The organism is Aerococcaceae bacterium DSM 111021 (genome assembly GCA_020112395.1).
Lineage (GTDB): Bacteria > Bacillota > Bacilli > Lactobacillales > Aerococcaceae > Ruoffia.
The window spans coordinates 68932-83154 of the sequence record JACCEK010000001.1; the positions used below are offsets into that span (position 1 = coordinate 68932).

13 protein-coding genes are annotated in these 14223 nt (G+C 33.9%); all 13 read left to right on the forward strand.

The window, feature by feature from the left end; all coding sequences use genetic code 11:
* Positions 1 to 11: 11 nt before the first annotated feature.
* The 13 genes from ybeY to HYQ40_00460 all read left to right on the forward strand — a co-directional run bounded on the left by ybeY (position 12) and on the right by HYQ40_00460 (position 14166).
* A complete protein-coding gene (ybeY, locus tag HYQ40_00400; protein MBZ6526214.1) occupies positions 12 to 509 on the forward strand; it encodes an rRNA maturation RNase YbeY in 498 nt (165 codons plus the stop codon).
* Positions 487 to 873, forward strand: a complete 387-nt coding sequence (locus HYQ40_00405) for a diacylglycerol kinase family protein (GenBank protein MBZ6526215.1) — start codon at positions 487 to 489, stop codon at positions 871 to 873. Before ybeY ends, HYQ40_00405 begins: the two co-directional genes overlap by 23 nt.
* 9 nt (positions 874 to 882) lie before the next feature.
* Positions 883 to 1788 carry a GTPase Era gene (era, locus tag HYQ40_00410; GenBank protein MBZ6526216.1) on the forward strand — a complete coding sequence of 302 codons (906 nt, stop codon included), beginning with the start codon at positions 883 to 885 and terminating at the stop codon, positions 1786 to 1788.
* A gap of 17 nt (positions 1789 to 1805) precedes the next feature.
* Complete coding sequence (recO, locus tag HYQ40_00415) at positions 1806 to 2594, forward strand: DNA repair protein RecO (protein ID MBZ6526217.1); 789 nt, start codon at positions 1806 to 1808, stop codon at positions 2592 to 2594.
* Between the two features lie 256 nt (positions 2595 to 2850).
* Positions 2851 to 3735: a glycine--tRNA ligase subunit alpha gene (glyQ, locus tag HYQ40_00420; GenBank protein MBZ6526218.1), complete on the forward strand. Its 885-nt coding sequence runs from the start codon at positions 2851 to 2853 to the stop codon at positions 3733 to 3735.
* Between the two features lie 13 nt (positions 3736 to 3748).
* The gene (locus HYQ40_00425) at positions 3749 to 5794 is read left to right on the forward strand and encodes a glycine--tRNA ligase subunit beta (protein ID MBZ6526219.1); all 2046 of its coding nucleotides are present in this window, start codon (positions 3749 to 3751) and stop codon (positions 5792 to 5794) included.
* A 33-nt stretch (positions 5795 to 5827) separates the two neighbouring features.
* A complete protein-coding gene (gene obgE, locus HYQ40_00430; GenBank protein MBZ6526220.1) occupies positions 5828 to 7138 on the forward strand; it encodes a GTPase ObgE in 1311 nt (436 codons plus the stop codon).
* 8 nt (positions 7139 to 7146) lie between these two features.
* Positions 7147 to 8994 carry an acyltransferase gene (locus HYQ40_00435; GenBank protein ID MBZ6526221.1) on the forward strand — a complete coding sequence of 616 codons (1848 nt, stop codon included), beginning with the start codon at positions 7147 to 7149 and terminating at the stop codon, positions 8992 to 8994.
* Between the two features lie 136 nt (positions 8995 to 9130).
* A complete protein-coding gene (gene rnz / locus HYQ40_00440; GenBank protein MBZ6526222.1) occupies positions 9131 to 10054 on the forward strand; it encodes a ribonuclease Z in 924 nt (307 codons plus the stop codon).
* A 16-nt stretch (positions 10055 to 10070) separates the two neighbouring features.
* Positions 10071 to 10877 carry an SDR family oxidoreductase gene (locus tag HYQ40_00445; GenBank protein ID MBZ6526223.1) on the forward strand — a complete coding sequence of 269 codons (807 nt, stop codon included), beginning with the start codon at positions 10071 to 10073 and terminating at the stop codon, positions 10875 to 10877.
* Positions 10878 to 11306, forward strand: coding sequence for a DUF1049 domain-containing protein (locus HYQ40_00450; GenBank protein MBZ6526224.1), 429 nt, complete (start codon positions 10878 to 10880; stop codon positions 11304 to 11306).
* 5 nt (positions 11307 to 11311) lie between these two features.
* A complete protein-coding gene (gene recJ / locus HYQ40_00455) occupies positions 11312 to 13645 on the forward strand; it encodes a single-stranded-DNA-specific exonuclease RecJ (GenBank protein MBZ6526225.1) in 2334 nt (777 codons plus the stop codon).
* Positions 13646 to 13653: 8 nt separating this feature from the next.
* Positions 13654 to 14166, forward strand: a complete 513-nt coding sequence (locus HYQ40_00460; protein MBZ6526226.1) for an adenine phosphoribosyltransferase — start codon at positions 13654 to 13656, stop codon at positions 14164 to 14166.
* Positions 14167 to 14223 lie beyond the last annotated feature (57 nt).

A 14223-nucleotide genomic window follows, 5' to 3' on the forward strand; every position in this document is an offset into this window, starting at 1 on the left:
GAGGACAAGTTATGATAATTGATTTAATAGACGAAGAAGGATTGTTGACTGAATCACATACAGACATGCTTAACCATATTATTACTCAAACAGCCCAAAAACTAAAGCTATCGCAAGGGATTGAAGTTGATATTTCAATTGTTTCAAATGAAGTCATTCATGAATTGAATAAAGAATATCGTGGTATTGATCGCCCAACGGATGTACTTAGTTTTGCATTAGAAGAAGATGTAGATGAGGCTCCCAACTTCAATTTTGATTCATTTTCTGATTTAGAAGATGGAAACGTAGTTTCAAAACATTTAGGGGATATCATTATTTCATTTGAAAAAACTGTGGAACAAGCTGCAGATTATGGTCATTCTGTTGAGAGAGAGCTTGCGTTTTTAGCCGTTCATGGCTTTTTACACCTTAATGGGTATGACCACCAGACTGAAGAAGAAGAAAGAGAGATGTTCTCGTTACAAGAAGAGGTGCTAGAGGAAAATGGCTTTTCACGAGGGCAATAGCAATTTTATAGAATCTGTGTACCATGCTCTTCAGGGTGTGATAGAGACAGTTAAAGTAGAGAAAAATATCAAAACTCACTTAGTCATTACGGCGTTTGTAATTATTGCTGGATTTCTATTTAATATAAGTTTAGTCGAATGGTTGAGTATTGTAATCTGTATCGGCTTAGTTTTAGGGATGGAATTACTAAATACATCCATAGAACATACAGTTGACTTGGCAAGCCAAATGCAATATCATAATCTAGCAAAAAAAGCGAAAGATGCATCAGCCGGTGCAGTTTTAATTGTAGCAATCATGTCTGTTGTAATAGGTATGATTATATTTATACCCAAAATATGGAAGATATTATATATCGATTAAGGAGTGTTTATGAAAAATAAGAATTTTAAATCAGGTTTTATCACTATTATAGGTAGACCGAATGTAGGTAAATCTACATTACTAAATCGTTTTGTCGGACAAAAAGTTGCAATCATGTCGGATAAAGCTCAAACTACACGTAATCGAATCCAAGGTGTAGTAACAGATGACGAAAGCCAAATTGTATTCATCGATACACCAGGTATTCATAAACCTAAACATGCTCTAGGAGATTTCATGCTGAAAGCAGCATATAGCGCATTAAAAGGTGTAGATGGTATATTAGTCGTTGTGAATGCCGCTGAAAAGATTGGCCCCGGTGACCGTCTTGTAATTGAACGAGTGAAACAAGCGAACATTCCTGTTTTCTTAGTTATTAATAAGATAGATTTAGTAACTCCCGATGAATTATTACCAATTATTGAAAGTTACCGTCATGAACACGACTTTGATGAAGTTTTTCCAATTAGTGCATCTGAAGGTAATAACGTTGATGAATTAATTAAAGGAATTAAAGCAATTATACCTGAAGGGCCACAATACTATCCAGCTGATCAAGTAATGGATCATCCGGAATACTTTATCGTCGCTGAATTTATCCGAGAAAAGATATTAGAATTAACACGTGAAGAAATCCCTCATTCTGTTGCTGTACAAGTAGAAAGTATGAAACGTAATGAAGATGACAAAATTGAAATTCAAGCAGTTATTATCGTAGAGCGTAGTTCTCAAAAAGGAATCATTATTGGATCACAAGGTTCAATGATTAAGAAAGTTCGTCAACGTGCACGACGAGATATCGAAACTCTGCTAGGTGATAAAGTAGATCTGGAATTATGGGTGAAAGTTCAAAAAAATTGGCGTGATCGACGGGCTCAATTGAATGATTTTGGTTATCGACCAGACAATTATTAATTTATAGAGGTGATTAGTTGAATGAACGGTTTGAAGGCATCGTTTTGTTTCAAAGGAAGCATCGCGAAAATGATGCGCTCGTAAAGATATTTACAAAGGAATTTGGAACTAAAATGTTCTTCGTAAAAGGATTACAAAAACCAAATCATCGGCTAACAAGTCAACTTGTCCCACTCACTGTCAATTATTATATTGGAAATATTAATGATGAAGGTTTATCTTTTCTTAAAGAAGCAAATACTTTAGAATTTCATCGACAAATCCAAACTGATTATCTTAAACAAGCTTATTCTAGTTACGTGACACAATTGGTTGATGCAGCAATTAATGATAATACACCAGATCTTAAACTATATACTATGTTTGCTAAGGCATTAGAACTAATTGATAGGAACGTGTCTTACGAAGCGATTGCGACAAGCATTGAAATTAAATTATTACGTTATTTTGGCTTTGATATAAACTTCACTCACTGTCGAATATGTGCTACGACAGTGCAACCATTTGATTTTAGTATGAGATTGCAAGGTGTTCTTTGTAAAAAACATTTTCATGAAGATAATCTAAGGATGCACGTATCACCAAAAGCGATGTATATTGCAAGTCGTCTCGATCTTGCCAGTTTGCAACAAATTAAAACTATAAAGGTCAGTCAAGAAACGATTCAAGAGTTACGTCGTTTAATGGATGAAATTTATAAAGAATTTGTAGGAGTGAATTTAAAGAGTAAAAGTTATTTAAATAATTTGGATACTCTAAGTGAATCAATGCAAAATGTTATAAAAAAACGAAATAAATCTGATTGAGAAATTGTGACAATTGTAGTATGATGGTCTATGTATTAAGGTACGTAAATAAGATAGTATAGCGAATCTAGGATAGTGAAAGCTAGATCAAATCGAAGGCAACCTTAAAAATGTTTTTTTAATTTAATAATTAGACATAAGTGCAAGTTAACGCTTGAATTAGGGTGGAACCGCGAATTTACTTCGTCCCTATGATTTAGATTTTTATCTAATCATAGGGGCAGTTTTTTTATTTTACAGAAAAGAGGAATTATCAATGGCAAAGACAATTCAAGAAATGATTTTAACATTACAACAATTTTGGGCAGAGCAAGGGTGTTTAATCCTACAAAGCTATGATACAGAAAAAGGGGCAGGTACAATGAGCCCGTATACTTTTTTACGAGCAATAGGACCAGAACCGTGGAATGCTGCTTATGTTGAACCTTCAAGACGTCCAGCTGATGGACGTTACGGCGAAAACCCTAATCGTTTGTACCAACATCACCAATTTCAAGTTGTAATGAAACCTTCACCAACGAATATTCAGGAGCTGTATTTGGACAGCTTAGTTGCATTAGGAATTGATCCTTTAGCACATGATATTCGTTTTGTAGAGGATAACTGGGAGAATCCTTCATTAGGATGTGCTGGACTTGGATGGGAAGTTTGGATTGATGGGATGGAAATTACTCAATTTACATACTTTCAACAAGTAGGTGGGCTTAAAGTGGATCCAGTTACGAGTGAATTAACGTACGGTTTAGAACGTTTAGCAATGTATATTCTAGATGTAGACAACGTCTATGATTTAGAATGGGCACCAGGTGTAAAATATGGAGAGATATTTAAACAGCCGGAGCTAGAACATTCGACATACTCTTTCGATGTGAGTAATACAGAAATGTTATTCACACAATTCAATGCGTTTGAACAAGAAGCATTGAATTTAATTGAGAAAAGTCTATCACATCCAGCTTATGATTATATTCTAAAGTGCTCTCATACGTTTAATTTACTTGATGCACGTGGAGTCATTTCTCAATCTGATCGCGCTGGTTATTTAGGTAGAATTAGAAAAATGGCACGTTCAGTTGCTCAAGCTTTTGTTAATGAGCGAGAAGCACTTGGTTTTCCACTGTTGAAAAAAGATAAAGCGTAAAGGAGCAATTGATATGACAAAAGATTATTTATTAGAAGTTGGTCTGGAAGAAATTCCGGCTCGTTTTTTAACAGAGTTGAGTGATCAATTGAAAAACAAAGTTGAGCAGTTCTTAACTGATAACCGATTAACTTATGATCATGCAGTTGCTTACTCAACACCAAGAAGATTAGCTGTAATCGTTAAAGGGATTTCCGAACAACAAGAAGATATTTCTGAGAAGGTAAAAGGTCCAGCACTTCGAATTGCTCAAGACGAAACGGGCAATTGGAGTAAAGCTGCACAAGGTTTCGTTAGAGGACAAAAATTATCAGTAGATGATATTTTCGTTGAGCAAATTAAAGACGAAGACTATATCTTTGTTGAAAAACATACCAAAGGTTTAACAGCAAATGAAGTATTAGAAAACATGGCTAATGTCTTAAATGCTTTAACTTTCCCTGTAAGCATGACTTGGCACTCATTCCACAAAAACTTTATACGACCAATCCATTGGATTGTATCATTACTTGATAATGAAGTAGTTCCATTTAAATTTATTAATATTGAAGCTGGAAAAATATCATCCGGACATCGATTCTTAGGGAATGATACTGAAATCAAATCAGTTGACTCGTATGTGGAGCAATTAAAAGATGAGTTTGTAATCGTTGATACTGCTGAAAGAAAGAATACGATTAGAAAGCAGATTGAGCAAATTGCATCTGATAATAATTGGATTGTTCCAATAACTGATGATTTATTAGAAGAAGTAACTGCCTTGGTTGAATGGCCGACTGCTTTCTATGGACAGTTTGAAGACGAATACTTAGAAATTCCACAAATTGTCTCTATCACAGCAATGCGTGATCATCAAAGATACTTCTATGCATTAGACCATAAAACAGATAAATTATTACCATACTTTATTTCAGTACGAAATGGTGATGCAAATCATATTGAAAATGTTGTTAAAGGGAACAAAAAAGTTTTAAGAGCACGATTAGAAGATGCTTTATTCTTTTATCAAGAAGACATGAAACATGATCTAGCTTATTTTTCAGATAAATTGGCAACTGTTAAGGAACACTTTAAATTAGGTACGTTAGCAGAAAAGCAAGAACGTGTTGAAAAGATTGTAAGTAAATTAGCAGAAGAAATTGATGAACCTGAAGCAGGGTCAATTGCAATGGAAGCAGCTAAAATATATAAATTCGATTTAATGACACAAGTTGTCAACGAATTTGATGAGTTACAAGGTCAGATGGGTGAAATTTATGCGACAGAATTTGGTGTATCAGCTGATGTTGCACAAACGATTAGTCAACAATATATGCCAACTAGTAGCGGTGGAGAATTACCAAATACATTATCCGGTGCTATGCTTGCTTTTGCTGACAAGTTTGATACACTATTAAACTACTTTAACATTGGTTTAATCCCTACAGGATCAAATGATCCATATGCTCTTCGCCGTCAAGCAATGGGTATGGTAGAAATTAGTGAAAAGTATGGTTGGAACTTTGATATGCAAGAATTTGTAAGAGTAGCAATTAAAGATATGAATGTAACTGAAGAAGACTTAGTAGAATCATTTATTCACTTTATCAAATTACGTATGCAACAGTTTCTTGAGAAAGAATCAATTGATTATGATATCATTCAAGCAGAGCTTCACGGTCACCATGCGAACATTCATGCTGGTGTTAATTTTGCTCGTGGCGTTCAGAAGTTAAAACAAGAATCACCAGAAGATTATAGAAACTTAGTAGAATCATTAACCCGTGTTGTTAATTTAGGTGCTAAAGAAAATATTTCCGGCACTTTTGAGGAAAATAAAGCTCAAACTGATTCAGAACGTAAGCTATTATCAATGCTAAAAGTAGACTTTATTGATAATAAAGAGAAAACATTAGAAATGTTTGTTAAATTATCAGAACCAATTGAGGATTATTTTAATAACAATATGGTTAATGATGAAGATGAAGCAATTAGAGCAAACAGATTAGCTACTATGAAATTCATTACTGAAAAAGTATTGAAATTTATTGATCCGAGAGAATTAAATAGTAAATTTTAAAAAAATACACATAGAAAGAAAGGAGTGATGTCAATGTCAACATTTTTAGATCACGCTAAAGTAGAAGTAAGAGCGGGTAAAGGCGGAGATGGAATGGTCGCTTTCCGTAGAGAAAAATACGTACCAGATGGTGGACCAGCCGGCGGTGATGGAGGTCGAGGCGGGGATGTTATTTTCGTTGTAGACGAAGGATTAAGAACTCTAATGGATTTCCGTTATAATCGTCATTTTAAAGCCAAAAATGGTGAAAATGGTATGAGTAAAAGTAAGTATGGAGCAGGTGCAGACGATTTAATCGTTAAAGTTCCACCTGGAACCATTCTACGTGACGCTGAAACAGGACAATTTATAGCTGATTTAGTTGAAAATGGTCAAAAATTCACTGTTGCTAAAGGGGGTCGTGGAGGTCGTGGAAATATTCGTTTTGCGACACACAAAAACCCAGCACCTTCAATCGCAGAAAATGGTGAACCTGGTGAAGAATTTGAGTTAGAATTAGAGTTAAAAGTACTTGCTGATGTGGCATTAATCGGTTATCCAAGTGTTGGTAAATCAACATTATTATCGATAGTGAGTAATGCTAAACCCAAAATTGCAGATTATCAATTTACGACATTAGTGCCTAACTTAGGAGTTGTTCAATTAAGAAACGAACAAGAATTTGTTGTGGCTGATATGCCAGGTTTAATTGAAGGAGCATCAGAAGGGGTAGGACTTGGAATTCAGTTCTTACGTCATATAGAAAGAACAAAAATAATGTTACATGTAATTGATATGGGAGCTGTACATGGCCGAGACCCATTTGAAGATTTCACGGATATTATGGATGAACTTGAAGCATATAATGAAAGATTATTGCTAAGACCTATGTTAATTGTTGCTAATAAGATGGATGAAGTCATTGCGGATGAAAATCTACAAATATTCGAGGACAAACTAAAAGAGTATTATGAAGAACGCCAATTAGACGTTCCTGAGATACACCCTATTAGTGCTTGGCAAAATCAAGGTATAGAATCGTTATTGAAAAAAACAGCTTCACTAGTTCAAAATGAGGAATTTATTCCGCTAGAAGAAGAAGAAGAAGTTGAAGAAGCATACTATACATTGAATGCAGAAGATGAGCCATTCCAAGTTGAGAAAGTTGAAGAAGGCTTCTACCGTATTACAGGTTCTCAGATTGAAAAATTATTTGCCATGACCAATATGGCACATGATGAAAGTATCGCCCGTTTCCAAAGACAAATGCGTGGTATGGGAATTGATCAGGCTCTTCGTGATATTGGAGCTCAGACGGGAGATATTGTTGAGTTATCAACATTCCAGTTTGAGTTTATGGATTAGGTGAGAGCATGTCACAAGAATCTAAGTCAAAAAAAAGATTAGATATTTTTGATGGACTCAAGGGTCTTTCAATCATAACAATTATTGTATACTATTTTTTCCAGCATATTTTACCAGGTGGATTCTTAGCTGTAAATATGTTCTTGTTGATCGCTGGTTTTTTTAACTTTAGACATTTTGTTAGTGCCAGTCAAAAGGGCATAAAAATAAACTATTTAGACTTTTATAAAAAACGTTTAAGTAGATTATTCTTTCCGATGTTGGCTATGATTATAACAGTGAGTACTTTTATCTTGTTATTCTCAAGGGGGTCATTATTTAACCTTCGGAATATGGCTTTATCTGGTCTAGCTTTTTTCAATAATTATTACCAAATACTGAACGAACAATCTTATTTTGTTCAAGCGGCAAACCCAAGTGCTTTTACACATTTATGGTATGTCGGTATATTAGGTCAACTCATACTAATTACGCCAATATTAATTTTGTTTTTTTATTCGTGGCATAAAAAACAAAGTACAACAGTCAATATGCTTCTAATATTAACTGTTGTGTCTGCGTTTTTGATGGGTTATTTATACAAAGATGGTCAGGATCCTACACGAATTTACTATAGTGTGTTTACACGAGCATTTTCTTATACTGCTGGTGGAGTTATCGGTTTAATTCTACCGATGAATTTATCTGCCAAGCCAATTAAAGGTAAGATAAATTGGATATTTAACGGATTAGGTACGTTGTTAATCATATTGATGTTCTTCATGTGTAAATTTATGTATGGAACCCAACCTTTTGCATATCGCTTTGGAATGAGTTTATTTACTTTATTAAGTGGTTTGTTTATTTTAGTTTCGATTCATCCAAGTACTATTTGGAATAAGATATTAAGTTTATCGCCACTGACATTTATTGGAAAACGTAGCTATTCATATTACTTGTGGTTTTATCCAGTTTATTTAATTATACCTAGTATGATGCAAGGACTTGGTTTACCATCATGGTTAAGTTATACAATTCAGTTTCTAATCATAGCTTTATTGTCTGAGATTAGTTATCGATTATTTGAGCAATACACTATAAGTTTACCAATTGGACAAGATTTTAATCTAAAAAAAACACGTCATCAATTGAAATACTTAAGATCACATAAAGGCTCGTTATTGAACGTTAAAATAATAACCGGTACATATATTGTAATCTTCGTTATTGGTGTTATTGGTATTTTTGCTGCACCTGAGCAACGCGCACAGACTGCAGAAGAATTACAAACGATTATTGAAACAAATACTCAGATCGCTGAAGAGACTCAAACTGAAGATACTGAAAATGTAAAAGTGATAAATAATATTGAAGGTTTAGGCCAACAAGAAATGCTTTATGCAAATGGATTAGATGTGACTTTCGTAGGAGACTCTACATTATTAGCATCGACTAAGCAAATCCAAAATGTATTTCCTAAAGCGGTTATAAACGGAGAAGTAGGTCGACAACTATACAACAGTGTATCTGTTATTTCTAGTTTAGATCAAGGTAACTTATTGAAACCAACTGTTGTAACAATGATGGGATCAAATGGTACTTTTACACAAGGCCAAATTAATGACTATATCGAGTCAATTGGACCAGAACATGATATATTCTTTGTCACATCCGATACGAATCGTTCATGGGTACCGGATGCTAACCGACAATTGTTAGCAGCTGCTCAACGATATGGTAATGTTCATATTATTGACTGGGCAAGCTATTCTAACGACCAAGTTGGCTGGCAAAGAGAAGATGGTGCGCATCCAACAGAAGAAGGTGCACATGAATTATCAGTCTTTATTGCTAAGGAAATATATCGTCAAAGATAAGTATATTAGTTAATTCAGGAGTGTTGGTGGGGATATTAACTCACTGACACTCTTTTTATGTTTAAATTAAGTGAAATGTAAAGAAATTACCTATTAATTGTAGTAAAATATAAGGTATTAATGAAAGGTAGTGACTATGGAAATTTTATTTTTAGGAACTGGCGCTGGCGTTCCATCAAAAAGTCGTAATGTAAGTTCTTTAGTTTTAAAATTATTGAACGAATTAAATGAAACTTGGTTATTTGATTGTGGAGAGGGTACTCAACATCAAATACTAAAAACAACATTGAAACCAGGTAAGGTAAAAAATATATTTATTACTCACATGCATGGAGATCATATCTTCGGCTTACCAGGTTTTCTAAGTAGTCGATCATTCCAAGGGGGAGACAACCAACCTATAACAATTTATGGTCCTCCCGGCATTGAACAATATATTAACTCGTCATTGAAATATTCGAAATCAAATTTACTTTATAAAATTAATATAGTAGAACTAGATCCCAAAGGTGGGGAGATTAATTTAACTAAAGGCTGGAAAGTTAAATATCTACCATTGCAACATAATATTCTATCATTCGGTTATAGAGTTGAAGAACCAACGTCGGATGGTGTGTTATTAGTTGAAAAATTGAAAGAATATAATATTCCCAATGGACCATTGTTTGGTAAATTAAAAAATGGCGAACAAATCACTCTAGAAGATGGCACTCAGCTTGATGGGAAAAACTTTGTAGGTGAAGCTAAAGCTGGAAAAATCATTGCCATTATTGGGGATACAAGACCAAATGACAATATCCAAAAATTAGCACAGAATGCTGATATTTTAGTTCATGAGGGTACCCATGCAAAAGGTGAGAATAAGATGGCGAACCGCTATTTCCACTCTACAGTTGAACAGGCTGCTCAAATAGCTAAAGATTCAAACGTAAATCAATTATATCTAAACCATATTAGTTCTAGATATTTAGGTGCAGATGTGAAGCAATTAGAGAAAGATGCTCGAGAGTTATTTAAACAAACTAAGGTTGTCTATGACTTAAATGAATTTGAAATATAATTGAAAGGAAGAGATTATGTTTCTTAAAGATAAAGTTGTATTAATCACTGGCGCATCAAGTGGTATTGGAAAAGCAATAGCGATTGAAGTTGCCAAAGAAGGTGCAGATATTGTTCTAGTTTCTAGAAGAGAAAACCGGCTCAAAGAGTTAGCTTTTAAATTAACAACAGAGTATGGTATTAAAACACTTGTATTGGCAAAAGATTTAACAAATCCAAAAGAGATTGAAGAAACGGTTGAGGAAACTATAAAGGAATTTCATCATATTGATTATTTGATTAATTCAAGTGGTATAGGTATATTTAAAAGAGCGATTGAGTTTACATATAAAGAGATAGAACAATTATTTCAAATTAATACTTACGCGATGATATATCTTTCTCAACTGGTCTCAAGAGAGATGATTATTCAAAACAGACAAGGCCATATTTTATTTATATCTTCAGTAGCTGGAAAAATAGCTACGCCAAATTCAAGTGTATACTCATCGACTAAATTTGCGGTGATAGGCTATGCAAATAGTTTAAGGTTGGAATTAAAACGTTTTGGTATTGATGTTACAACAATTAATCCAGGGCCAGTTGAAACTGATTTTTTCAATCATGATCAAGGATCCAAAGATTATTATGAACGGATAAAATCTTTAGCTTTAAATCCACAAACGTTAGCTAGAGATGTGACGATTCACTTAAAACCTTCACGTCGTAAAAGGGAATTAAATCGCCCCCGTTTTTATAATTTAGTCGAAATACTTTATAAAGTATTTCCTAATATTGGAGATAAATTGGCTGGTGATATTTTAAATTTTAAGGAGGATGTATAGATGAAAGAACAATGGAAAGTCATTGCTATAATTATTTTACTTATATTTGTAGTCGTTTTTGCTTTACAAAACACTAACGTTGTCGGAATCGATTTCTTTTTTACTCAATTCGAAGTGTCTCTAGTTCTTGTTGTATTATTTAGCATTTTAGTTGGGGTTATTATTGGAATGATAGCTTCAATGTCAGCAGTACAATCCAATCGAAAAAATAATAAAGAATTGGAAAAACAATTAGCAAAAGAGAAACATAATCATTCTAATATAATAATTGAAAAAGAGGCTACGATTGCTCAATTACGTAGTAAGGTTGAAGATCAAGAGCGAGTTTCACGGAATACAATCTTAGTGGAAGCAGAAGAGAATCAAAATTTAGATGAAAATATTAAAGATGATAAATTATTAACATCTAATACTACAGAGGAAGTGTAATATTAATGAAGTTCAATATGGCCAAGTTTGATTGGCAAATTAAACCAGAGACTAATATAGATGCTTCGATTAATGAATTAAAAAAAGACGGGATTAATTTTAGTCCCGCTTTTTTGCGTCTATGTGCGATAAGAGGAATAAGCTCTTCTAAAGAATTAATTGAAAAAACAGATCAAAAACCTCAGTTATATCATGATCCATTCCTATTATATGAGATGGAAAAATCAATTAATCGTATTCAACGAGCGATTGAATTATTTGAACCAATACTAATATATGGAGATTATGATGCTGATGGTATAACCAGCACACTCATACTCTATGAGACATTAGAGTCAGTTGGAGCGAATGTGCATTACTATTTACCGAACCGCTTAACGGACGGATATGGACCAAATAAGACCCGTTGGACAGAGTTGGTTGATGAATTAGAACTTAAATTAATCATTACTGTGGATAATGGAGTAGCTGGATTTGAAGCAGTTGATGCAATGAATGAATTGGGTGTTGATTGTATCATTACTGACCATCATGAACTACAAAGTGAGTTACCGAATGCTTTTTCAATTATTCACCCTAAACATCCCCAAGGGAACTATCCTTTTGGAGAATTGAGTGGAGCAGGAGTTGCACTAAAAGTAGTGAGTGCTTTACTTGGAGAAGTTCCAACTGAAGCAGTTGAATTAGCGGCAATTGGAACAGTTGCTGATATGGTATCTTTAACAGATGAAAATCGAACAATCGTATTAAGTGGGTTGAATCTACTCAAAGATTCGATGCGTACAGGCTTACAATTATTGCTGCAAAGTGAAAAAGTGAACTTTGATAACATAACGAGCGAGACGATTGGCTTTACAATCGGTCCTCGATTGAATGCAATGGGCCGTTTAGGCGACCCAACGCCAGCTTTGGAATTGTTAAAAACTGTTGATATCACTGAAGCTGAAGCACTTTTAGACTTAGTTAATGATAAAAATAAAGAAAGACAAACACTAACGAAGCAAATTACAGCAGAGATCGAACAAAGAATTAGCCAATATGAATCAATTCCTAATATAATTATTGAATCTGACGAGAATTGGCCAGCTGGTGTATTAGGAATTGCTGCAAGTCGTTTAGTAAGGAAATATCAAAGACCTGCGATTGTTTTTCAATATTTAAAAGAAACAGATCAATACAAAGGCAGTTCACGAAGCGTTAGCAAAGTAAATATCTTTGAAGAATTGACGAAGCAAAGTGAATTACTGACTCATTTTGGTGGCCATAGTCAGGCAGCAGGGTTAACTGTTGATGGAGATAAATGGGATGAGTTTACACAAAATATTCATAAAGCTTTTGAACAACATACTAAACTGCTTAATGAACCGGAGCCTATATCAATTGATATGGAGTTAGATATCAAAGATATTACACTTGATTTTATTAATGAAGTAAATTTACTGGGGCCATTTGGAACCGATAATCCAAAACCACAATTCATGGTTAAAGACGCTCACATTAAAACAATGCGTCGGATTGGCGCAGACAAAAGTCATCTTAAACTTGCACTGAATCAGAGTAACTCAGCATCTGAATTACAAGTTATCGGGTTTGGAAAGGCTGATCAATCAATCGGACTAGATAGTGGGGGTCTAATTTCTGTAGTTGGCGAGTTAGATGTTAACGAATGGAATGGGAACCGATTACCACAATTTATGCTTGAAGACTTAGGGATTGATGGAACTCAGTGGATTGATTATCGCTCAAGTAAGATACACAAAGATTTATTGAATATAGATAAAGGATTGTATGTGTTCTCACATCAACGTATTGCAGATTATATGGCAAAACAGATTAAGGGTGAAAGCATCTTATTGTATGAGAACATAACTGAAGAAGACCTACCACAATTTAAAAAATTAATTATTATGGAACCACCCATTCAATTGAGTCAATTAAAAAATGTTTTGGGTGCTCAAAATTGGAGTGAAATATACTTAGGCTCTTTTGTACAAGAGTCAAAATACATGGCTGGAATACCATCAAGAGATGAATTTGTTGCGTTGTACAAATGGGTTTATAAAAAAGAACAATTTAATTATAAGAATGAGTTTGAGAGTTTAGCTAAATTATTTAATTTACATCCAGTTAAATTAAAAGGTATGTTTATGATGTTTTTAGAGGCAGAATTTGTTACAATTAAGGACGGTCGGTTAGAGTTTAATAAAGAGTTACAAAATAATAAAATTGATTTACTGAACTTAAAGACATTTATTCAGTACAAAGATGAATATGAGTCTGAGGCTTTATTAAATTATCAACCGTTAGACACTATTAAAGATTTTTTTGAAGGGAACTGAAAAGTTAAATGAACTTGAATGATTATATTGCTTCAATCGAAAACTATCCAAAGGAAGGTGTAACATTTAGAGATATTACACCATTAATGGCTAATGGACCTGCATTTGCGCATGCAACACAAGAAATTGTTAACTATGCTCGTGAAATGGGTGCAGAAGTAGCCGTTGGTCCTGAAGCACGTGGATTTATTGTTGGATGTCCAGTAGCTTATGCTATGGAGATTGGTTTCGCACCTGTTCGAAAAAAAGGTAAATTACCTCGGGATATTATTGAAGTAGAATACGAACTTGAATATGGGTCAGATGTTTTAACAATGCATAAAGATGCAATTAAACCAGGTCAAAAAGTTGTTATTATTGATGACTTATTGGCAACGGGTGGTACTGTAAAAGCAACAATCGACTTAGTTGAAAAACTTGGTGGAGAAGTTGTGGGAATTGCATTTTTAATTGAGTTAAAAGAATTAAATGGTAGAGAAAAAATTGAAGGTTACAACTACAAAGCTTTAATGCAGTATTAAAATCTACTATTTTTTCTTAAAGTATGATAAAACAAAAAAATCCGAACTTTTATAGAG